Origin of the sequence: Brevibacillus sp. IT-7CA2 (genome assembly GCF_949767855.1) — a bacterium.
Classification (GTDB): Bacteria; Bacillota; Bacilli; order Brevibacillales; family Brevibacillaceae; genus Brevibacillus.
Genome location: NZ_CATKQT010000011.1, coordinates 212,375 through 232,991 on the forward strand (window position 1 = coordinate 212,375; position 20,617 = coordinate 232,991).

The window sequence follows — 20,617 nt, forward strand, 5'->3', positions numbered from 1 at the left end:
ATGGACTTCGCCTGACCTTCCTTCTACCCGTTATTGGAATCGATACGGGTTTCCTGCTTCTCACCCTGGTCTTGACGGTCCCGGCTGGTGGTTTGGTTACGTGTCCCTTTTGGACTTTCCATGTACTCCTCTACTTCCTTTTGAAACGCCTCATCATAGTCACGCACACCTATCACCTCCTGTCCTTTATTTTGACCAGGGTGATCACATATTATTTTCCTGAAACCTTTTACCCGGTCATGCGTCTTCTCCTATAGGAATGATAACCCTCGTACAATTTGTCAAATGGATGTGAATATGGATATGGAGATGTTATCGCGCACTCGCACACGCAAGCGAGCCAAGCGTAAAAGACCATGGCGTTGGGTTAAGAAATGGATCCTCGGCACTGCCTTAACCTGTACAACCTTAGCTCTTCTGGGAATTATTTTTTTATTTGGAACGAAAAACGGAGTAGAATTACGTGAGTGGGCGGCAGGCACTTTGTTGACAACACAGCATGATTACTGGGCCCCCTATACGTTTTTACCTGATGAAAAATTGAAAGAACTAAAGCAGCAAATTACACATCCGACCGTTATCAATTCAGAAGGCACAGGTACGGCAGGACCTCCTGTTCCGCCGAAATCGAATCTGGTAACGGTTACACTTCCGGAGAAACCAAAGGAACTAATCGAGATTGAGGAAATTGACGTCTCGAAAGGCAGTTATTACTTTAAAGGAAAAATCATGTACATTAGCGATCCGAGCAGAGTACGGCTCGTTGTCACGAATCGCAAGGACCGTGGAGATCTGCTCGATGAGTTTGTGAAGAAAACAGGAGCCATCGGGATTGTCAATGCGAGTGGATTCGCTGACCCAGACGGCTACGGCAAAGGAGCGCATGCCTACGGCGTCGTCATCCACGACGGAAAGATTTTGCAGGGCTACAATCCGAGAAGCGGAGAAACCGCGTTAGGGCTTACCTATGACGGTAAAATGATTACAGGCAGCTACTCGGCTGAACAACTCGTAAAGATGGGCGTGCGTGACGCTGTGAGCTTCCGTCCCCAGTTGATTGTAAACGGGAAAAATATGTTTGAAGGAAAGCCTGCCAAGAGCTGGGGTATTCAACCGCGTACCGCAATTGGACAAAAAGAAGACGGGACGATCGTATTTGCTGTCATAGACGGACGCCAACCCGGCCATTCCATCGGCGCAAGCATGAACGACATGGCGGAAGTATTGGCCGAGCGCGGTGTGGTTACAGCAATGGCCATGGACGGTGGTTCCAGCTCCATGATGATGCACAACGGTGAAGCCATCACGAAAACGTCTTCTCCTTATCATCGAGGCCGCTATCTGCCAAATGCGTGGGCTGTTTTTTAGAGAACGGCTGAGATGATTTAGAGGAGGTTTAAGATTTTTGGACAAATTGTTTCATTATAGTGAAGACCCGGCCATTGCAATTTTCCATCCTCGCGCCCATCCCTCCCACCCCACACTTGCTCCGGCTGTATGGGCGATTGATAAAGCACGAGCGCCGATGTATTATTTACCGCGAGATTGCCCGAGGATTTGCTTTTACAAAAAAGCAGATTCTGAGTCAGCAGACGTCGAGCGCTTTCTTGGGTTGACGAGTGCCAAAATGGTTATGGCTATCGAAAGCAAATGGTATCCCGTGCTTACACAAACAAAGCTATATGAATATGTCTTCTCGCCAGAATCTTTTTATTGCTGGGACGAAGGCGCGGGCTACTATTTGTCAAAGGAAACCGTTACGCCACTAGACGTAAAGCCATTAGGAGACCTCGTACACTGCCTTAGCCAAGCGGATATTGAATTGAGAATCACTCCTTCGCTGTTGCCGCTTCGAGATTCACTGCTACAAAGCAGCCTGCACTTTTCCATGATCCGTATGCGGAATGCGTCGCTCACATAAAAAAACAGGCAGTCTCACCCGATGGTGGCTGCCTGTTTTTGCTTTACAATTTAATCGGTGTTTTTGCCTGTTCCAAGCTCCATTTCTCAACATCCCACGTCTGTGTAACCCAATCCTCATAAAATTCAGGTTCGTGGCATACGAGAAGGACGGTCCCTTTGAACTCCTTCAAGGAGCGTTTGAGCTCTTCCTTGGCGACGACATCCAAGTGGTTCGTCGGCTCGTCAAATACCAGCCAGTTGCTCTCGCGCTGCAGTAATTTACAGAGACGAACTTTTGCTTGCTCGCCCCCGGATAGAGCGTTCATGTTACGATTGATATGCTCATTTTTCAAGCCACAACGTGCCAGCGCTCCGCGAACCTCATGGTTATTCATGGAAGGAAAATCATTCCATACATCATCGAGTGCAGTAATTGGCTTCGCCTTTACTTCTTGCTCGAAGTAAGCAGGATGGAGGAAATCACCTTTCTCCAGCTTTCCATCCAGCGGAGGAATCACACCCAGCAACGTTTTCAACAGGGTAGACTTACCGACACCGTTCATGCCGACAATCGCTACTTTTTCACCGCGCTCCAGCTTCACGCTAAGCTTTGGCAGCAATGCATGAGAATATCCGATCTCAAGGTTTTCAGCCTCGATGACAAAACGGCTACTTGCCCGGGATTCCTTAAAGATAAACGAAGGTTTCGCAGCCGTTTCCGGCTTGTCGATGCGATCCATTTTATCGAGCTGCTTTTGACGGCTCTTCGCGCGGCCGGTAGTAGACGCACGTGCTTTATTGCGCGCAATAAAATCTTCCATTTTTGCGATTTCTTCCTGCTGCTTCTCAAATGCGTCAAAGTGCTGACTGCGTTTCGTCTCAGACTGTGCCAGGAAGGATTCGTAGTTCCCTGTGTAACGATTCAGCTTGGTAAATTCCAAATGATAAATTACATTCACGACTTCGTTCATGAAGGTCGTGTCATGGGAAATCAGCATGAAAGCGTAAGGGTATTCCTTCAAGTAGTTTTTCAGCCACACGATATGCTCTTCATCCAAGTAGTTCGTCGGCTCATCCAGCAAAAGAACAGTTGGTTGTTCCAGCAACAATTTTGCCAAAAGAACCTTGGTACGCTGACCGCCAGAGAGGGATGCAACGTCACGTTCCAAACCGATTGCACTCAAGCCCAAAGCGTTGGCGATTTCATCTACCTTTGCATCGATCAAATAAAAGCCGCTTGTTTCCAGCTTGTCTTGAATTTCGCCCATGCGCTCCAGCAATTCTTCCAGTTCCTCTGGAGTTGCCTCGGCCATCTTTTCACCAATCGTCATCAGTTCCGCCTCTTGCTCCAACAGAGGCAGAAAGGCGTCCTTGAGTACGTCACGAATCGTTTTGCCAGCTTGCAGCTTGGTATGCTGATCCAAATATCCGTATTCGATTTTGGGCATCCATTCAATACGACCGTTATCAGGCAAGTTTTGGCCTGTCAAAATCCCCATCATCGTTGATTTTCCGGTACCATTTGCGCCTACAAGTCCTACCCGGTCATTCGGTTGCAAACGGAAAGACACATCGCGAAACAAAACACGGTCCCCAAAACCATGGGACAAATTCTCTACAATCAAAACACTCATGCTCTATTCTTCCTCCTGATCTGTTTCCTCTATGAGGCTTACAACAAAATTCTTTCAAAAAAAGTAGGAGCGTACCGTGCCACATAAGATTCGCCCGTAAATACCAATTCGTCCAGCCGAACACGCATATCCTGAAGGTTGACACTTTCCCCAGCGATGTTCAAGATCGCGGCTCGTGTCATCGCCCTCAGAATATTGACTTCTGTAGCCAGCTTGTCACCAAACAGCTTGCCGCTATGCACAATCTCTGAGCGATGATTGTACGATTTTTTTACAAACTGTGCAATCCGTTCACGCTGCAAGGCGGTTTCTCCAAAATAGTACGCCATTCGGACACGCAATTTATAGGTAATCTCGCCTTTTTTGCCATCGGGAACGAACAATGATTCCAATGCAATCCACAGATCCAACAGCTGATCCTCGTAGTTTTTCTTCTCCAGCGAAAGCGCATAGCGACGAAAAGCAAGGGACGGCAGCTTCTGTTCGACTAATGAAGTAAAAATGCCCGCAGTTTCATCATCAAATGTGTACTTGTCACCATCAAGCGATCGCTTCAAATACGTAATGCCATACATATTGCCATTGACGGTGATGATGTAAGGAATCGAACAAGTCCCCGTTGTGGACGCTAGATTCAGCTTACTTTCGATTTCTTCAATCCACACCCGATCATCCGTTACTTTCATCTCTTCGTGATCCCCGACTAAAAATAAACTGCTGGGATCTACACGCAAATCAAAGGTTCGCTTGTTCTCGTCCATCTCATTACGCAAGAAACGAGACGCGATCTCATATGGCCTCTTTGCGCCTGATATGAGCGTGTACGAATTAGGCAAAGCGATCCGAACGGGCTGTGCTGTTGTTGAATTGAATACGGGGGCGATTAAGACAGGCATAGTTCTCGCTCCTTCCAGACCAGCAGAGCTCGTTTATTGTTTACATAATAAATATTATGTTCTATAAACAGTATCGTGCCATTCTGTAGTTTTGACAACATATCAATTCCTTCTAAATGTGGACATGCTTCCTCACCCTACGAGTTCAAAAGTTGTCTTTTCAGCACCGAGAAAGTGGCGAGAACTTGAAGAAGGAGGAGCGGAGTGTAGGGGACCTACATGAGCACCGGACTTCGAAGGTGAACGCCAATTTCGATGTCGAGTAAACTTACAGAACAACATCGTGATCAAAAGACGACTTTTGGACAACCTCATTATAGAATACCAGCATTTCCTATGATTCGTCATCATGTGTTTACGCCAAACTAGGTAAAGAAGGAGTTGATTTTATGGAAAAGGACCATATTCTTGATGAAAATCCGCATCAAACTTACAATAACGTAGCTCGCCCGCTGGAACAGACTGACGAACCCCAGGTTGGCTCTAAAAAAGTGAAGCAGGAAAATCATTCGCGATCCATTCAAACACGCGAAGGATAATGAATGGCACCCGGCTCCATTGCAGTCGGGTGCCACTCCCCTTCCTTTTTTTTACATCGAAAAAGATTGAATTGTCCCACAAGGATGCACTATGATAAATTTAGTATCCTTGATGGAGGTTAAGTGAAGATGATCACCATTCCACTTCCGGGCAACCATAGCCCTCTTTCCAATTTGATCAGCTATAGTGTTTCCCCGCTGTATGAGATGGCTGCTAGTTTGTATACACTCGCCCAAGAGACACCTCCCGAGCGATTTGCGTATTGGACCGAAGAAAAGTTAGAGCAGTTTGAGTCAGCCCGTCTTTTAAAAGAATGGGGTTATTTTGTCCCCCTCTTTCGATATGGGATCCCAGACTCATTTGACCCCCTACATACAAAAGGTGTGATGGCTGTCGATGATCAATATGAGTACTTCGTCACACTTCCCACTGATCATTTTGTGCGTAGCATGAAACCGATCTTAGAAGAGTGGATATCGCATCATGATACTCCTGTGGTTGCCTTCGATTTAGAAGAGGATGCCGATTATGTGAAAGGCCGTTTCAGCCTGTTCGTTTCATCTTATTGGCAGTTATTTTTTGAGGCGAATTGGGAGGCGATTGCTCCCAAATTCGTACGTGAAGCAGAACGAATTTTTTACTCTTTACAAGGAATCGAATCCCTTACTACCTATCTGCAATCCATTTCTCCCGCAATTACCTATGACACAGAAACTCATCAGCTTACCTGTCCGAGTAATGGTCCAAGCTACGATGCGCAGCATCTCATTCTTTATCCTAGCTATTATTATGCCCAAGAACCCACGCTTACGAAAAAAGGCTATAATGCCCATTTGCTGTATTCCATCTCGGAAGTACCCACTCAACCAAAAACGCCCTCATGAAGGGCGTTTTTCATGTTGCATATGTGCGACAATCAATTTATCTAATTGTTGGCTGATTCTCACGATCTCAGGGTCAAGAAAATTGTAACCTGCATCTTTTGCTGCGCGCTCTAACTTTAGTCGCAAGTCATCAATCATCTTACTCGTAGTTTCCATGATGCAGACCCCCACCTAACGTTGTCTCCCACTATTTTACATTATATAAGAACAGGTGGAAAGGGTAAGATGTGGAAGAAAAAGCCTTGCACCCATTTCCGGCACAAGGCTTTTCCCACTTTTTATTTCATGACGTGGATCGGACGACCCAGAGCCAATTCAGCGGCTTCCATTGTTACTTCACCCAGTGTTGGATGTGCGTGGATGGTCAGCTCGATGTCTTCGAGTGTTGCGCCCATTTCGATCGCCAATCCGATCTCTGCGATGATGTTGGATGCTTCTGGACCAACGATTTGCGCACCCAATACGAGATTCGTTTCTTTTTCTGCAATCAGCTTCACGTAGCCTTCGCCTGCATTTACAGACAGAGCGCGACCGTTTGCTGCGAATGGGAAACGACCAACAACGTAATCGATGCCTTTTTCTTTTGCTTCTTTCTCATTGATTCCTACGCTTGCGATTTCTGGATCGCAGAATACAACCGCTGGAATCGCTTTGTAGTCCACTTCTGCCGGATGTCCAGCAATTGCCTCAGCAGCAACCTTACCTTCGTAGGAAGCTTTGTGAGCCAACGCAGGACCTGCTACGATATCCCCGATCGCGTACACGTTAGGAATGTTCGTGCGGCCTTGCTTGTCAACAACGATCAACCCACGGTCAGTCACGTTCATGCCGATGTCGCGAATACCGAGTTCATCTGTATTCGGACGGCGTCCAACAGTAACGAGTACGTATTCCGCCTCGATTTTTTGTTGCTCGCCTTTTACTTCTGCAGTTACGATCACGCCGTTTTCTGTCTCTTCCATTCCTTGTGCCAATGCTTTTGTATGGATGGTAACGTCGAGCTTTTTCAGCTTGCGTTCCACCAAACGTGGCATGTCTGGCTCAAATCCTGGCAAGATTTGATCGGAGCCTTCCAAAATCGTAACTTTTGTTCCGAACTTCGCGAACACCGTACCGAGCTCGATACCAATGTATCCGCCACCGATTACCACGAGGCTCTTCGGCAGTTCAGTCAAGGACAGCGCTTCAGTAGAAGACATTACGCGTTTGCCAAACGGGAATGCAGGCAACTCGATTGGACGCGAACCAGTTGCAATGATGCAATGCTGGAAGCGATAACGGTTGACATCATAACCGTGGAATACACGTACTTCATTTTCACTTACGAACAGCGCTTCACCAGGGATTACCTGGATTTTGTTGCCTTTGAAGAGGGAGCCAACGCCACCAGTCAGTTGCTTCACGATGCCGCTTTTCCACTCTTGTACTTTGGCAAAATCCACTTTTACATTTTCCATCGTGATACCCATGGATTCTGTATGTTGTGTGTGCTCATATGTGTGTGCAGCGTGGATCATCGCTTTGGAAGGAATGCAACCTACGTTCAGGCACACGCCACCCAGTTCACCTTTTTCCACGACAGCTACTGTTTTTCCCATTTGAGCAGCACGAATCGCTGCAACATATCCACCTGGGCCCGCACCGATTACGAGCACGTCTACTTCTGTGGTAAATTCACCTACTACCATTGTCTCTTATCCCTCCATGACGAGCAGCGTTGGGTTTTCCAAGAGCTGCTTCACGTAGTTGACGAAACGCTGTGCAGGTTCGCCATCAACCAAGCGGTGGTCAAAGCTCAAAGACAAGTGCAACATTTGACCTACCACGATTTCTCCGTTTTTCACAACTGGTTTTTCGCTAATGCGGCCAACACCCAGAATTGCTACTTCTGGATGGTTAATGATTGGCGTGAAGAACATACCGCCAGCAGAACCAATGTTTGTGATGCTGAAAGTAGAACCTTTCAACTCATCTGCAGTTGCTTTGCGGTCGCGTGCTTTCTTCGCCAGCTCGCCGATTTCGCCTGCGATTTGGAAGATGGATTTGCTGTCAGCAGATTTTACAACTGGAACGAGCAAACCGTCTTCTGTCGAGGTAGCGATACCGATGTTGTAGTACTTTTTGAAGATGATTTCTTGTTTTTCATCATCGATAGAAGCGTTGAGTTCTGGGAATTTCTTCAGACCAGCTACAACTGCTTTCACGATCATAGGCAGGTAAGTCAGCTTCACACCGCGCTCTTCAGCAAGTGGCTTCGCATCTTTACGCATTGCGACAAGCGCTGTAACATCCACTTCGTCGAAGATGGTAACGTGTGGTGCTGTGTAAGCAGATTTCACCATTGCTTTCGCGATTGCTTTACGCATACCTTTCAGCGGAACGCGCTCTTCCAGCTCGCCTGCTGTAGGTGCGTGGTGAACAGTTGGAGCCGCTGCTGCTTGTGCTACACCTGTAGCTGCTGCTGCAGGAGCTTCAGTTGCTACTGGAGCTACCGCTGCTTGTGCAGTTGGTGTTGCTGCTCCACCAGATACGAAGCGATCTACGTCTTCGCGTGTGATGCGACCCAATTTGCCTGTACCAAGTACATTAGCCAATTGAACGCCTTTTTCACGAGCGTATTTGCGAACGGAAGGCGTTGCCAACACGTGTTTACGGTCAATTGGTGCCGCTACTGCTGTTGCAGTTGCTTGTGCCATTGGCGTTTCCAGTGCTTGGTTCGCATTTGCGCTCACTTGGGAACCGATGTCGCAGCCTGGCTCCATTTTTTCTGCAGCTTCAGGCGCTGGTGCCGCTTCAGCAGCGTGGGAATCGCCATGGCCATGGTCTGGCAGGTTCGGAATTTCGCCTTCTACGTCAAACTCGATCAGTGGATCGCCGACTACGGAAACCGTACCCTCGGTTACTTTCAGTTCGATAACTTTTCCTTTAACAGGCGACGGTACTTCTACAACCGCCTTGTCATTTTGTACTTCCATGATGACTTGGTCTTCTTCTACGGAATCTCCGGGCTGCACGTGCCATTTGACGATTTCGCCTTCATGGATACCCTCGCCGAGCTCCGGGAGTCTGAATGTAAAACGACTCACAGTATCTCCTCCTTATAACACTTCGCCATAGTAGTAAGCCTATATTTCCCAAAAGAAGGCGGAAAGCTTTCAACTTTTCCGCCATTATGTCTGTTTCTCAATTAAAAATCGAGGACTTGTGTCAGACCATCTACTACGCGTTTTACGTCAGGCAGCCATACATCTTCTGCTTGAGCAAACGGGTAAACGGTATCTGGTGCTGTAATACGCAGTACTGGTGCTTCGAGGTGCAGGATCGCACGCTCGTTGATTTGCGTGATGATTTCTGCCGCAACACCAGACGTTTTTTGTGCTTCTTGAACAACGATCGCACGGTTTGTTTTCTTCACAGAAGCTACGATGGTATCGATATCGAGTGGGCTGATGGTGCGCAGGTCGATTACTTCTACTTTTGCTCCACGCGCTTTCTCGATTTCTTCTGCTGCTTTCAGGCTGGTATGCACCATCGCACCATAGGTGATGATGGTAACATCGCTACCTTCTTTTACTACGTTTGCTTTGCCAAGTGGAATCGTGTACTCGCCTTCTGGAACTTCTTGACGGAAGGAACGGTACAGCTTCATGTGCTCCAGGAATACAACTGGATCGTTGTCGCGAATCGCGGAGATCAACAGTCCTTTTGCATCATATGGGTTGGAAGGGATAACCACTTTCAGACCCGGAGTTTGCAGCATCAAACCTTCCAAAGAGTCCGCATGCAGTTCAGGCGTTTTTACACCGCCACCAAACGGGGAGCGGAATGTAATTGGGCTCGTGAAGCGACCACCGGAACGGTAGCGCATACGGGAAGATTGGGATGCTACAGCATCAAACGTTTCAAATACGAAACCGAAGAACTGAATTTCTGCTACTGGACGGAAGCCGTTGATGGAAAGACCGACAGCCAAACCGCCGATTCCGGATTCAGCGAGTGGCGTATCGAATACGCGCTGCTCACCGAACTCAGCTTGCAGACCTTCTGTTGCACGGAACACCCCGCCGTTGTTACCTACGTCTTCACCGAAGACAAGAACGGTTTTATCGCGCTTCAACTCTACGCGCATTGCATCCGTAATGGCTTGAACCATTGTCATTTGTGCCATGGCTTATTTCGACTCCTTCGCCAGGAATTCTGCCTTTTGCTCTTCGAGTGCAGGCGGCAGTGTCTCAAACATTACATCGATCAGTTCGCTAACTTTCATCTTAGGTGTTTCGTCCGCTTTTTTGATTGCGTCCGCAACAGCTGCTTTCGCTTCTTCGATGACAGCTTCTTCGTCTTTTTCGCTCCAGAGGCCTTTTGCTTCGAGGAACTTGCGGAAGCGGATCAGTGGATCGCGCAGTTCCCACTCGCTTTGCTCTTCACCTGTACGGTAACGAGTTGGGTCGTCACCAGCCATGGTGTGAGGACCATAACGGTACGTCATTGCTTCGATCAGAGTCGCACCTTCGCCATTCACGCCGCGCTCTTTTGCTTGTTGAACCGCGTAGTAAACTGCGAGAATGTCCATACCGTCAACGCGTTCGCTAGCAATACCAGCCGCAACTGCTTTGACTGCGATATTTTCAGAAGCCGTTTGTTTTTCGAACGGCAGAGAGATCGCATAACCGTTGTTTTGGGAGAAGAAGATAACAGGCAGCTTGTATACCCCTGCAAAGTTCATACCCTCGTAGAAGTCACCTTGGGAGGTCGCACCGTCACCAAAGTAGTTGATCGCAACATTCTTTTCACCGCGCAGCTTGTAACCCATTGCAACACCTGTTGCTTGTGTACATTGAGCCGCGATGATGATTTGTGGCATCAATACGTTTACACCTTCAGGAATTTTGCCACCCTCGATGTGTCCGCGGGAGTACAGGAATGCTTTATGCATAGGGTAACCATGCCATACCATTTGTGGAATATCACGGTAGCTAGGCAGGACAAAATCTTCTTTGGAAAGAGCAGCTTCGGAACCGATCATGCTTGCTTCTTGACCAGCTACTGGCGCATAGAAACCAAGACGGCCTTGGCGGTTCAAGCTGATTGCGCGTTGGTCCCATACACGGGTAAATACCATTTTACGCATCAGTTCACGCAATTCATCATCGGAGAGCTTAGGCATCAAGTCAGGACGAACAACCGTACCATCCGGGGCAAGAATTTGCAGCGGGGCGTTGTTCTCTGTTTGTTCAACAGCAGTGGATACGCTCATCACATTCACCTCGTCACTAGAATAAGGGACTTCCTTTTCCCGAGTTGCCCTTTGTCGCCTCTATCTGAGCATCTGCTCGATGAGTGACGAATGCAATTCGCGGCGGAAGTGACCCTGTTAAAAACCAGAAGAAAGTTGCATGGTGCAAGAAAGGGCTTACAGCGCCGTTTGCAACACCCTGTTATATTGCAGACAAAATACCTGTTTAATGTGTTACAGTATTGATATTACAGGGTTTATTTCCTCTCTGTTATCATTTACTATATAAGCTGTATCAGTTTTTTTCAAGGCTTAGTTTTTCATTTGAGCAAACAGGGAGTGTGAATCGATGTCTGATTATGTAAAGCGAACCATTATGAAAGAAGAAGTGCCCAGCATCCACGTGGACACTCCCCGCTCGGTCAAAGTATACCTACCGCCGGGGTACAATGAGCTTCTTTCTTACCCTGTTGTGTATTGCCAGGATGGGAACGACTTTTTTACGATGGGGCGAATCGCAACCATCTCCAATCAATTGATTCTGGAAGAAGGTATCGAACCCTACATCGTCGTCGGTGTCTCAGTCGATCGCAACAAGCGCACGAGCGAGTATTCTCCATCGGGGTCGAGAAACGCAGCCTATCAGCGTTTTTTCACCGAAGAGCTGATTCCTTACATAGAGGAGCGTTATCCTGTGCGCCGTGATCCTGGTTCACGTATACTGGCAGGAGATTCTTTGGGCGGAACCGTTTCTTTGCATCTCGCCTTGGAACACCCCGACCTCTTTCCACAAGTACTCGCGCTGTCCGGTGCGTTTTTCCAAACGACACTCGACCCGCTTTTGAATCAGTCCAGCCTATCCTGGCTGCGAATCTGGATGGTTGTCGGCCTCGATGAGACAGCTGTGGAAACAAGTGCGGGTACCTTCGATTTCGTGCAATGGAATCGCGAGGCAAAACAGATTCTTGAGGACAAGCAAGCAACCTTGTCCTATCGAGAAAAACCAGGAAATCACGTCTGGGGTTTGTGGCAAAAAGAGCTGCCTGACGCCTTGCGCTACTTCTTCCCACCTCCACGTCTGTAACCATTACGAGCCATTGATTTCTTTAATATCCTCGTACCCGTAATACCGGCCATCCACCAGGAAAATACCTTGGTGGTTGGCTTTTTCAATTTCGCCCGCAACCTGATTGGCGTCGTTTAGGACGATGTTGACAATCTTGCTCTCGTCCCGTTTCATTTGATTGAGAATGCGTTCTCGCTCTTTAGCCGAGATCATATCCATCCCTCTTTTCCCCTATGTTGGATAGCTATAGTATTTCATCGGCAGGTCTGAATTACACACAAGTGAGTCAACCGAATGGAACAAAAAAAGCCTTGCCGCTCTCCAATTTTCCGGGCACGGCAAGACTTTTATACGTCTTTATTTATTGTTCGATGGTTGTATATTTAAAATCTCTACCACCAAACGGGTTGATCAAAAATCCTTTGACTTTGTCATTTTTTATATACGGTCTTGCGCCATAATACACAGGAGCAATCGGCATTTCCTCCATTAAGATGGTCTCTGCCTCACGCATGATCGCATTACGCTTCGTCGGGTCTTTTTCCAAGTAACTCTGGACGATTAGCTCGCGGTATCTGTCGTTTTCCCAAGCAGCGTCGTTCGTCCCCACTGTTTTGTCCTTGAAAATTTCCAGGAAATTGATGGGGTCGTTAAAATCAGCACCCCAATTTCGGTAAGCAAACTGATAGTTTTTGGCGCGCTTGTTTTGTAAAAATACTTTTTCCTCCAAGCCACTGATTTTTACATCAACACCTAGGCTTCTTTTCCATTGATCCTGAAGAGCTTCAGCCAGCTTTTTCTGACGATCGTCACCTGAGCCATACGTGTATGTCACTTCAGGCATCGATGAAAGCCCCAGCTCCTTTACCCCTTCAGCCAATAACTGTTTGGCTTTGTCTACATCCTCTTGAAAATAGTCATTTCCGCTGAGCTGCATAGAGGGCGGAACCCATGCAAAAGCCGCAGGCACCCCTGTCTGTACTATTCCGTCTACGAGAGGCTGCCGTTGGATCGAATACGAGAAGGCTTGACGAATCTTTTTATTCGTAAAAGGGGGCTTGGTTGTATTAAAAGTGACTGCAACTGTGTTCGGATACGGCGCCATTACGATTTTTCCTTCTTCCTGCAAAGCGGGGATCACATCGACGGGCAACACGTAGCTTGGATGCCCTCCCCAATCCAAATCACCAGAATCAAACAATGCTTGAGCGGTATTAGTATCGGTAATCATGCTCCAAACGATTTTGTCGAGCTTCACGGCATCTTTATCATGATACTTCTCGTTTTTCACAAGAACCAATTTGTTTTTATGCTCCCACAGCTCCATTTTGAATGGGCCGTTGCCCACGTAGTTGTCTGGAGACGCTGCCCAGTCCGGATGTGCCTCCAAGGTCTTTTTATGTAAAGGAAACAATGTCGGGAAAGCCGTCAGCTCATAAAAAAACGGAGCTGGCGAATTAAGCTTGATCTCTAGTGTAAAATCGTCTAGCGCTTTGACCCCTACGCCTTCATGCGATCCTTTCCCTGTGTTGAATTCCTCAGCCCCTTTAATGAAATAAAGCATGTAGGCATATTCGGATGCTGTCTTCGGATCGAGATTTCTTTTCCAAGCGAACTCAAAATCATGGGCGGTTACCGAATCTCCGTTGCTCCATTTCGCATTCGTTTTCAATGTAAACGTGTACGTCGTCAAATCCTCGGATACAGTATAACTGTCGGCAATTGCGTTGGCTATTTTCCCATCCGGTCCATAGCGAGTCAATCCTTCAAAACAGGCAGTAATGACATCAAAGGAAGTGCCATCGGAAGCAAGACCGGGATCTGCTGTTGGAGGCTCTCCACCGTCTGCGTTCCAATTCAATACCATCTCTTTTCCCGTTGGCTGCGTTGGTTGAGATGCCTGATCATTCGGTTTGTTCGTTACCGCCGTTTCACTTGAACTACATCCCGCTAAAACTTGAAGCAGTAAGAAGCAGCTCAAAATGAAGCTCATCCTCTTTCTCATCGAGTCCATCCCCCTTGATTCCATTCGATTCCATACACTAGTAAGCACTATCGCTTTATCACACTACCATGATAGCGCAAGTGTAGACGAAACAAATCAGACGGTATGGCGAAAAACAGATCGCGTAAAGACTCATATTTTGTACAAATTGTCTAATTATTTAGAATTAATTATCAGGCCAAAGAAAAAAGCCAGTCTTCCCTTCGGACTGGCTACAAGCGATTGAAACGATTACACCGTTTCCAATAATTGCTCTACTGCTTCCACAACGGTCTCGATATGTTGATCGGTAATGTGTCGATGCGTCGTAAAGCGAATGACATACTCGTCAAAATCAACTGCGAGCACTCCTTTTTCCTCCAAACGTTCCAAGAAGGCGACAGCTGTTTGTCCAATCGGCTCTGTATTCACCATCACGATATTCGTCTCGACTTGCTCGACCTGAAGCGATAGCTGGCGCAAGCCTTTTGCCAATTGCTGTGCCCGTTCATGGTCTTCTGCCAATCGTTCGGTCATCTGTGTCAGAGCGATGATGCCCGGTGCTGCCAAATACCCTGCCTGACGCAGCCCACCCCCCAACTTTTTCCTCCACCATCTCGCTTCTTCGATAAACGCACGATCTCCAGCCAAAATGGAACCAACTGGAGCACTCAGCCCTTTGGACAAGCAAATCTGAACGGTATCGGCAAAAGCGCTTAGCTCACTGACTGCAACACCTTGGGCCACAGCCGCATTGAAGAGACGAGCACCGTCCAAATGAACGGGAATACCGTGTTTTTGTGCTGTATCATAGACACTCTTCATTTGCGCGACAGAGATTACCGCACCGCCAGCACGATTATGTGTATTTTCGAGACAGATCAATTTTGTGCGAGGAAAATGGATATTGTTGCCCCGAATCGCTCTCTCTACATCTTCTGCACGCAAAGCTCCACGTTCTCCAACCAGCGTTCGTGTTTGCACACCAGCCAATGCTGACATAGCGCCGCCTTCATAGTAAAAAATGTGCGAATCCGCTTCCGCAATGACCTCGTCTCCGTTGACACAATGCGTCAAAACAGCGACCTGATTGCCTTGCGTGCCACTTGTTACGAACAGGGCAGCTTCCTTTCCGAGTATTTCAGCCGCGATCGCTTCCAAACGATTGACAGTTGGGTCCTCTCTATAAACATCATCACCAACCTCCGCTTCCGCCATTGCTCGAAGCATCTCCTCGGTTGGTTTCGTAACGGTATCGCTGCGCAAATCGATTTTCATAGATGACTCTCCTTCCATCCTGTTGTCATTCTCTAGACATATCGTAACACTTTCAACATTGCATCCTGATTTCCCTCTTGCTAAGATGGAGGGGTAACTTACATACAGTTAGGGGATTTGACCTGTGAAACTAAAAATCACTCGTAACGCTGCCAAGCAACTGGCTCCAATCATCGAGCAAGAAGAAGACAAAGAATTGAAACTGCGCGTTTATATTACTCACGCTCACGGTGATCATGCACACTACGGACTCGCTCTGGACAAGCCAACAGAAGAAGATGTTGTGATCTCGACCGACAAAGAGATCGATGTGATCGTGAAAAAGGATGAGCCATTGCTGGATGGCATCGTCATTGATTACCTCTTCTTGCCGCAAGAAGGTTTTGTCATTACCAACCCTTCTAAAGGTAACACAGGCGACCACTAAGCATGATACAGATAAACCCTCTGCTTTTTTACAGGCAGAGGGTTTTCTTTGCTACGTAGATTCTTATTTGTCAGTAGCCATGGTGTACAGCTCTGTCGATAAATCTTTCAGCAACGGTGAAGAAACGTCATCAACCTGCGTCATAACAAGGCGATGGACCGGTCGCGTCATCGCGACATACAATAGTTTTGCGTCCCATTCATTATTTTGATAGGCGTCCACATCCAGTAAAATGACCACATCGAACTGCAAGCCTTTCGTTAAAAAAGCAGGCATGACGGTTACGCCACCCGGAAATTGATTATCCTTGCTGCCTAACAGGGTCAGATCAGCTATTTTGTCTTGCAAGCCTTTATGTGCTTTTTTACTCGCTTGAATGGTTTTCGCTACAATCGCTATCGTTTTGAAGCCTTCCGACTGGTAGGCAGCCACACGCGAAGAGATGTCCTCCCACAGTTGCGCTCGTGAACGAGCCTTGACCATGATTGGTTTTTCACCATGTCGCAAAACCGGTTTTGCCAATACCGTCTCGGGCAATTCAATTTGCCGCAACACCTCATTGGCACAGCGCATGATCTCAACTGTCGAACGATAGCTTTGTGACAACGTATAATAGGAAGGAAACAGCTGGAAAAAAATCCCCTTCGTCAACTCTTCCCACGCATGAATCCCCCGGTAGCTATGAATTCCTTGCGCAATATCTCCCACGATCGTTAGCGAGTTTCGCTTGGTTGCCAATGCAATGACGGCTATTTCCAGCGCACTCAAGTCTTGTGCTTCATCCACGACCGTATGATCAAAATGCTCTGCCTTATTCATTCCTTCAACAATGTGCTGCAAATATAGCAATGGCGCGATATCTTCCGGCTCCAATCTCTCCTCTGCAAACAGCGCAGCACTTGACTGCGTCACATCACGCACAACTTCGTCTGAAATGTCAGCAGGTACGAGCTTGCGCAGCAATTCCTCGTCAGCAATCAGCTCGCGATAAGCTGCGAAGATTTCCAGTCTTGGAAACGAAGTCAGGTATGTATCCAGTATTTGCTCCAGCATTTTCTCGAATTTGTACAAGCTTTCTTTGTCCAAATCGACTTTTCGCTCTCGCAAATGGGCAAATAATTGCTTGTTCATTTCTTGTTTCAAATGCTTGCGAAGCGCTTCTACCCTGCGATGATACGGCATATTCGCGAATTGCTCCAGGAAGCATTGGCGAATAAAATCACCCGGAATTGAAAAGACTTGCTTCGTTTTGTTGTATAAAAAGCTGAGCTTCTTAAAAGGAATTCTTGTTTCGACGATATGACGAATGTATTGCTCCAGCGCCTCTCGACAAGCGAGCGATCCTTTGAAGCGAAGCCTGTTTCGCGTCATTTCTTGCTGGCGCTCATCCTGCCCCTCTTCAAAGAACAATTGAAGAGGCTTATCAGGGCTCACGATTTTCCATCCTTTTGGCAGCAGTGGCTTCACAAGACGCGCTGCCCAATCTACAAAGGTAGACTGTTGAACGTCATCGACGCCGAGCTCAGGTAAAACCTCGGATATATAGGTAAGAAACATCCGGTTCGGTGCAAACACCATGAACTTTTTGGACATCATGGAATCCTGGTAGTTATAAATCAAATAGGATAGTCGGTGCAGCGCGATGGTCGTTTTTCCGCTCCCTGCTACTCCTTGCACAACAATGGGCCGTTCTTTTTCCGCCCGGATAATATCATTTTGCTCGGATTGAATGGTAGCGACGATGTCTTTTAGCCTGCTATCGTTTGCCTGATTCAGATTGGCTGCCAAAAATTCATCGATGAAGCCCTCTTGCAAAAACTCGTCGGGATGCCCCATTTCGCGGTTAATCGTTTCTTTTACCGCTCCATCATAGATGCCGACGATCTTTCCGTCTTCGATCGCAAAATTACGCTTCAATCGAACTTCACCACGCACAATCTCGCGTCCCATCCGGTAAAACGCGTCTTTGCTCTCACCGGAATAATAAAGACTGGCGATAGGCGCACGCCAATCCACGACGACAGAATCAAACGTATCGCTGCGTACAATTCCTCGTTTTCCTATGTATACCTGATCCAGCTCGTAGATTTCATCTTTCAAAAAATCCACTCTGCCGAAATAAGGCTTCTCTCGCCCCTGATCTTCGAGGTAGCGCAAATCCTTAGCCTTATTATAGTTAACGACCTGTTTCACATAGTCATCTGTTGCCTCGCGAATATCATTGCGAAGCTGCTCCATTTCTTCGTCGATCGCTGAAATTGTTTCATCCAGCTTTTTTTGTTCCCATTCATAATCACGATGCTGTGTACTCACATTCATTCCCCCTCACATGTATCGTGTCATTGGACGTATTAGGACCATTGCCTAGCCAACCATATTCCAGCCGCACAAGAAAGTAGTCCGACTCCCAAACTGAGAAGAGCGTACAAAGTGCCACGCAACAGGTGACCTTCTCCCCAAAAAGAGACCACTTCCAAGGAGAAGCTAGAGAACGTCGTAAATCCTCCCATGACCCCCGTTGCAAATAATAGATAGATTGTCGGAGATAAAATGCCACGTTCTTTCCCCAGCACGAACAAGATGCCGATGATCAAAGATCCACAAACATTGGCGATCCAAGTTCCCCACGGCCATCCCGGCTGATTCGCAAGCAAAGACAATAGGTAGCGCAAAAGTGAGCCAACTGCTCCTCCAACTGCCACAGCTATCCACGCCATCGCTCTCCCTCCCTGACTATCAAAGCGTTATGTATGTCACAGAAAAAGACACCCTAGCGTCAAGCGAGGATGTCTGTCGTATCAGTAATTGTTATCTTACTGTTTTGGCTTATTTTCTTCAAGGTCTTCCACATAACGGATGGAATCCAAATTTGCTCTCAATGAAAGCTTAACGGCGTCAATGTACTTTTGGCGCAATGCTTTTTGTTCGAGCTTTTCCTCTTCGGTCAAACCTTCTTCGCGAGATTTTTTGACCAATTCGTTAATGCGTTTAATTTCTGCGTCAGATACCACTGCTGGTTCCTCCCACTCTGTAGTAGTGCCGCTTCATTATACCACATTCGAATGATCCCGCAAGACAGCCGAACACTTACGGAGTATCAGGAAGGATGAGAGTCTGACCTGGGTAAATCCTGTTGCTCTCTAAACCGTTCGCATCCTTAATTTCTATTATATAGTCGCGAACATCCATATGCTGATCTGCATTGTATTGAACAGCTAACGACCATAGGCTATCTCCAGATTGTACGGTTACTTCTATACCTTGTGGCTCCTCCATTGGTGAAGAAGCAAACACTAGTTCGGTCAATAAGTAAAAAAAGAGAGTAAATGTAATAAGAAACAAGAGAGCTTGTCCTCTCGTGATACCAAAACGAACACGACGTTCTTCTTTTTTCTCGAAACGATTTCGTTCTGTCGATGAATTCATAATAATGGCCTCCTCGCAAACATACGTTCTAATCACTTGTAACCTCATGATAAATGAGAACATATGTTCATGTCAACAAAGAATCGAACTTATGTTTGTCGAACGCAAGCTCCCATGGTATAATATAGGAAAATATGTTCGAGAAATCAGGGGTGTCTTTCTATGTCAAAATTATCGAGTAGACAACAAGCCATCATCGAGTTCATACGAAAGGAAGTTCGTGATAAAGGATATCCTCCTTCTGTACGTGAAATTGGGGAGGCTGTTGGACTAGCTTCCAGCTCAACGGTACATGGGCATTTGGCACGCTTAGAGAAAAAAGGCCTCATTCGTCGAGATCCTACCAAACCTCGCGCCATCGAATTGCTATCAGATGAAGATCGTTTTCAAGACAATTTCGAAGACTCTGTCGTCCGTGTCCCAGTAATCGGAAAAGTAACCGCTGGACAACCGATCACTGCCATTGAGGATGTGGAAGAATACTTCCCGCTTCCAGACAATATCGTGACTTCTGACAAGGTCTATATGCTGCGCGTCTCCGGGAACAGTATGATTGATGCCGGGATTCTCGACGGAGATTACGTAATTGTTCGCCAACAGCACGTAGCGAACAATGGTGACATTGTCGTAGCCATGACAGAAGAAGACGAAGCGACCGTCAAAAGATTTTTCAAAGAAAAGAACCACTTCCGTCTCCAACCGGAAAATGCCACGATGGAACCGATCATTCTGGAGCATGTCACCATTCTCGGTAAAGTCATCGGTGTATATCGACTCATTCACTAGTTTCCACGTAAAAAAGGACAGCCTCGGCTGTCCTTTTCGTTTTCTGTATGTTATCTGGCGACAAAAAACCAGATGATCATTGTAACTTGCAATATGACTTTTACGACCGCACTGCCCAAAAATCCGATCAGTGAGCCTACGCCCGCTTTCACTGCTCGCTCCATCGACTGCTTCTGCACCATCAACTCTACCAGGACGACGAATACGAACGGCAAGATCAACATACCAAACGGTGGGAAAACGAAGATCCCGAGGATAATTCCGACCGCAGCAGCAATGGACGACCACTTGGACCCTCCGTACCTTTTTACGAAGTACATGTTCGTCAGCAAGTCAGCACCATAAAGCAGAATACTTAGAACGACCATTCCCCACCAAAAGGATGCGGGCAATCCCGCTCCCGGATCTGCAATGAAAAAGTGATAGAGCAAAAAGCCCGCCCACAGTAATATCGTATCAGGTAAAACGGGTAAAAAAATTCCTGCGATGCTTAGCAAGAACAATAACACAACCACTACCCACAAAAATATTTCCATCTACTACACTCCCTTCATCTAG

General features: G+C 47.1%; 23 protein-coding genes. 7 read left to right on the top strand and 16 right to left on the bottom strand.

All coding sequences use genetic code 11. From position 1 onward, the window contains the following. Positions 1-23: 23 nt before the first annotated feature. On the bottom strand, positions 24-167 hold the full coding sequence (locus ACM6JA_RS07365) for a hypothetical protein (RefSeq protein ID WP_007718864.1): 144 nt from the start codon (positions 165-167) through the stop codon (positions 24-26). A gap of 136 nt (positions 168-303) precedes the next feature. Between ACM6JA_RS07365 and ACM6JA_RS07370 the strand changes: the two genes are divergently transcribed. Both ACM6JA_RS07370 and ACM6JA_RS07375 read left to right on the top strand, forming a co-directional pair. Then, complete coding sequence (locus ACM6JA_RS07370; RefSeq protein ID WP_414852229.1) at positions 304-1,368, top strand: phosphodiester glycosidase family protein; 1,065 nt, start codon at positions 304-306, stop codon at positions 1,366-1,368. A gap of 37 nt (positions 1,369-1,405) precedes the next feature. Further along, complete coding sequence (locus ACM6JA_RS07375; RefSeq protein ID WP_414851793.1) at positions 1,406-1,921, top strand: DUF6886 family protein; 516 nt, start codon at positions 1,406-1,408, stop codon at positions 1,919-1,921. A gap of 43 nt (positions 1,922-1,964) precedes the next feature. On the opposite strand, the gene ACM6JA_RS07380 is transcribed toward ACM6JA_RS07375, so the two are convergent. Further along, on the bottom strand, positions 1,965-3,536 hold the full coding sequence (locus ACM6JA_RS07380) for an ABC-F family ATP-binding cassette domain-containing protein (protein WP_414851794.1): 1,572 nt from the start codon (positions 3,534-3,536) through the stop codon (positions 1,965-1,967). A 38-nt stretch (positions 3,537-3,574) separates the two neighbouring features. Beyond that, complete coding sequence (locus ACM6JA_RS07385) at positions 3,575-4,432, bottom strand: hypothetical protein (protein ID WP_414851795.1); 858 nt, start codon at positions 4,430-4,432, stop codon at positions 3,575-3,577. A 389-nt stretch (positions 4,433-4,821) separates the two neighbouring features. Here ACM6JA_RS07385 and ACM6JA_RS07390 point away from each other — a divergent pair, with 389 nt between their 5' ends. Both ACM6JA_RS07390 and ACM6JA_RS07395 read left to right on the top strand, forming a co-directional pair. Next, the gene (locus tag ACM6JA_RS07390; protein WP_414851796.1) at positions 4,822-4,971 is read left to right on the top strand and encodes a small acid-soluble spore protein P; all 150 of its coding nucleotides are present in this window, start codon (positions 4,822-4,824) and stop codon (positions 4,969-4,971) included. Between the two features lie 129 nt (positions 4,972-5,100). Next, positions 5,101-5,856 (top strand): hypothetical protein, encoded by a 756-nt coding sequence (locus tag ACM6JA_RS07395; RefSeq protein ID WP_414851797.1) that lies wholly within the window; start codon positions 5,101-5,103, stop codon positions 5,854-5,856. On the opposite strand, the gene ACM6JA_RS07400 is transcribed toward ACM6JA_RS07395, so the two are convergent. The 5 genes from ACM6JA_RS07400 to pdhA all read right to left on the bottom strand — a co-directional run bounded on the left by ACM6JA_RS07400 (position 5,851) and on the right by pdhA (position 11,113). Continuing rightward, entirely contained in the window at positions 5,851-6,012 is a 162-nt protein-coding gene (locus tag ACM6JA_RS07400; RefSeq protein WP_007718886.1) for an aspartyl-phosphate phosphatase Spo0E family protein, read from the bottom strand. The two genes, ACM6JA_RS07395 and ACM6JA_RS07400, sit on opposite strands and share 6 nt — an antisense overlap. Before the next feature lie 122 nt (positions 6,013-6,134). Then, a complete protein-coding gene (gene lpdA / locus ACM6JA_RS07405; protein ID WP_007718888.1) occupies positions 6,135-7,544 on the bottom strand; it encodes a dihydrolipoyl dehydrogenase in 1,410 nt (469 codons plus the stop codon). A 6-nt stretch (positions 7,545-7,550) separates the two neighbouring features. Further along, positions 7,551-8,942 carry a dihydrolipoamide acetyltransferase family protein gene (locus tag ACM6JA_RS07410; protein ID WP_414851798.1) on the bottom strand — a complete coding sequence of 464 codons (1,392 nt, stop codon included), beginning with the start codon at positions 8,940-8,942 and terminating at the stop codon, positions 7,551-7,553. A 101-nt stretch (positions 8,943-9,043) separates the two neighbouring features. After that, complete coding sequence (locus tag ACM6JA_RS07415) at positions 9,044-10,024, bottom strand: alpha-ketoacid dehydrogenase subunit beta (protein WP_414851799.1); 981 nt, start codon at positions 10,022-10,024, stop codon at positions 9,044-9,046. A 3-nt stretch (positions 10,025-10,027) separates the two neighbouring features. Then, on the bottom strand, positions 10,028-11,113 hold the full coding sequence (pdhA, locus tag ACM6JA_RS07420; protein WP_007718903.1) for a pyruvate dehydrogenase (acetyl-transferring) E1 component subunit alpha: 1,086 nt from the start codon (positions 11,111-11,113) through the stop codon (positions 10,028-10,030). Between the two features lie 328 nt (positions 11,114-11,441). On the opposite strand from pdhA, the gene ACM6JA_RS07425 reads away from it, so the two are divergent. Then, positions 11,442-12,176, top strand: coding sequence for an alpha/beta hydrolase (locus tag ACM6JA_RS07425; protein WP_007718904.1), 735 nt, complete (start codon positions 11,442-11,444; stop codon positions 12,174-12,176). A 3-nt stretch (positions 12,177-12,179) separates the two neighbouring features. Here the strand turns inward: ACM6JA_RS07425 and ACM6JA_RS07430 are convergent, their stop codons facing one another. From ACM6JA_RS07430 to ltaE, 3 genes are all read right to left on the bottom strand, one after another. Further along, positions 12,180-12,377 (bottom strand): hypothetical protein, encoded by a 198-nt coding sequence (locus ACM6JA_RS07430; RefSeq protein WP_015891590.1) that lies wholly within the window; start codon positions 12,375-12,377, stop codon positions 12,180-12,182. A 142-nt stretch (positions 12,378-12,519) separates the two neighbouring features. Then, positions 12,520-14,163 (bottom strand): ABC transporter substrate-binding protein, encoded by a 1,644-nt coding sequence (locus ACM6JA_RS07435; protein WP_414851800.1) that lies wholly within the window; start codon positions 14,161-14,163, stop codon positions 12,520-12,522. Positions 14,164-14,394: 231 nt separating this feature from the next. After that, positions 14,395-15,420 carry a low-specificity L-threonine aldolase gene (ltaE, locus tag ACM6JA_RS07440; protein WP_414851801.1) on the bottom strand — a complete coding sequence of 342 codons (1,026 nt, stop codon included), beginning with the start codon at positions 15,418-15,420 and terminating at the stop codon, positions 14,395-14,397. 124 nt (positions 15,421-15,544) lie between these two features. Here ltaE and ACM6JA_RS07445 point away from each other — a divergent pair, with 124 nt between their 5' ends. Next, entirely contained in the window at positions 15,545-15,847 is a 303-nt protein-coding gene (locus tag ACM6JA_RS07445) for a HesB/IscA family protein (RefSeq protein WP_414851802.1), read from the top strand. A gap of 63 nt (positions 15,848-15,910) precedes the next feature. Here the strand turns inward: ACM6JA_RS07445 and ACM6JA_RS07450 are convergent, their stop codons facing one another. From ACM6JA_RS07450 to ACM6JA_RS07465, 4 genes are all read right to left on the bottom strand, one after another. Continuing rightward, positions 15,911-18,160, bottom strand: a complete 2,250-nt coding sequence (locus ACM6JA_RS07450) for a HelD family protein (RefSeq protein ID WP_414851803.1) — start codon at positions 18,158-18,160, stop codon at positions 15,911-15,913. 38 nt (positions 18,161-18,198) lie between these two features. Continuing rightward, a complete protein-coding gene (gene crcB / locus ACM6JA_RS07455; protein WP_414851804.1) occupies positions 18,199-18,564 on the bottom strand; it encodes a fluoride efflux transporter CrcB in 366 nt (121 codons plus the stop codon). Positions 18,565-18,660: 96 nt separating this feature from the next. Beyond that, on the bottom strand, positions 18,661-18,858 hold the full coding sequence (locus ACM6JA_RS07460) for a DUF896 domain-containing protein (RefSeq protein ID WP_007718933.1): 198 nt from the start codon (positions 18,856-18,858) through the stop codon (positions 18,661-18,663). A gap of 76 nt (positions 18,859-18,934) precedes the next feature. After that, on the bottom strand, positions 18,935-19,273 hold the full coding sequence (locus ACM6JA_RS07465; protein ID WP_414851805.1) for a LysM peptidoglycan-binding domain-containing protein: 339 nt from the start codon (positions 19,271-19,273) through the stop codon (positions 18,935-18,937). Between the two features lie 162 nt (positions 19,274-19,435). On the opposite strand from ACM6JA_RS07465, the gene lexA reads away from it, so the two are divergent. Next, entirely contained in the window at positions 19,436-20,059 is a 624-nt protein-coding gene (gene lexA / locus ACM6JA_RS07470) for a transcriptional repressor LexA (RefSeq protein WP_007718939.1), read from the top strand. A 50-nt stretch (positions 20,060-20,109) separates the two neighbouring features. Here lexA and ACM6JA_RS07475 read toward each other — a convergent pair whose 3' ends face one another. After that, a complete protein-coding gene (locus ACM6JA_RS07475; protein WP_007718943.1) occupies positions 20,110-20,595 on the bottom strand; it encodes a DUF456 domain-containing protein in 486 nt (161 codons plus the stop codon). Positions 20,596-20,617 lie beyond the last annotated feature (22 nt).

What these genes read in the sequence shown, in the direction of transcription:
- ACM6JA_RS07425 (WP_007718904.1), top strand. Translation starts at nt 11,442, where the DNA reads ATGTCTGATTATGTAAAGCGAACCATTATGAAAGAAGAAGTGCCCAGC.
- ACM6JA_RS07395 (WP_414851797.1), top strand. Translation starts at nt 5,101, where the DNA reads ATGATCACCATTCCACTTCCGGGCAACCATAGCCCTCTTTCCAATTTG.
- lpdA (WP_007718888.1), bottom strand. Translation starts at nt 7,544, where the DNA reads ATGGTAGTAGGTGAATTTACCACAGAAGTAGACGTGCTCGTAATCGGT.
- ACM6JA_RS07380 (WP_414851794.1), bottom strand. Translation starts at nt 3,536, where the DNA reads ATGAGTGTTTTGATTGTAGAGAATTTGTCCCATGGTTTTGGGGACCGT.
- ACM6JA_RS07430 (WP_015891590.1), bottom strand. Translation starts at nt 12,377, where the DNA reads ATGGATATGATCTCGGCTAAAGAGCGAGAACGCATTCTCAATCAAATG.
- ACM6JA_RS07415 (WP_414851799.1), bottom strand. Translation starts at nt 10,024, where the DNA reads ATGGCACAAATGACAATGGTTCAAGCCATTACGGATGCAATGCGCGTA.
- ACM6JA_RS07370 (WP_414852229.1), top strand. Translation starts at nt 304, where the DNA reads ATGGAGATGTTATCGCGCACTCGCACACGCAAGCGAGCCAAGCGTAAA.
- ACM6JA_RS07465 (WP_414851805.1), bottom strand. Translation starts at nt 19,273, where the DNA reads ATGAATTCATCGACAGAACGAAATCGTTTCGAGAAAAAAGAAGAACGT.
- pdhA (WP_007718903.1), bottom strand. Translation starts at nt 11,113, where the DNA reads ATGAGCGTATCCACTGCTGTTGAACAAACAGAGAACAACGCCCCGCTG.
- ACM6JA_RS07400 (WP_007718886.1), bottom strand. Translation starts at nt 6,012, where the DNA reads ATGGAAACTACGAGTAAGATGATTGATGACTTGCGACTAAAGTTAGAG.
- ACM6JA_RS07390 (WP_414851796.1), top strand. Translation starts at nt 4,822, where the DNA reads ATGGAAAAGGACCATATTCTTGATGAAAATCCGCATCAAACTTACAAT.
- crcB (WP_414851804.1), bottom strand. Translation starts at nt 18,564, where the DNA reads ATGGCGTGGATAGCTGTGGCAGTTGGAGGAGCAGTTGGCTCACTTTTG.
- ltaE (WP_414851801.1), bottom strand. Translation starts at nt 15,420, where the DNA reads ATGAAAATCGATTTGCGCAGCGATACCGTTACGAAACCAACCGAGGAG.
- lexA (WP_007718939.1), top strand. Translation starts at nt 19,436, where the DNA reads ATGTCAAAATTATCGAGTAGACAACAAGCCATCATCGAGTTCATACGA.
- ACM6JA_RS07385 (WP_414851795.1), bottom strand. Translation starts at nt 4,432, where the DNA reads ATGCCTGTCTTAATCGCCCCCGTATTCAATTCAACAACAGCACAGCCC.
- ACM6JA_RS07475 (WP_007718943.1), bottom strand. Translation starts at nt 20,595, where the DNA reads ATGGAAATATTTTTGTGGGTAGTGGTTGTGTTATTGTTCTTGCTAAGC.
- ACM6JA_RS07435 (WP_414851800.1), bottom strand. Translation starts at nt 14,163, where the DNA reads ATGAGAAAGAGGATGAGCTTCATTTTGAGCTGCTTCTTACTGCTTCAA.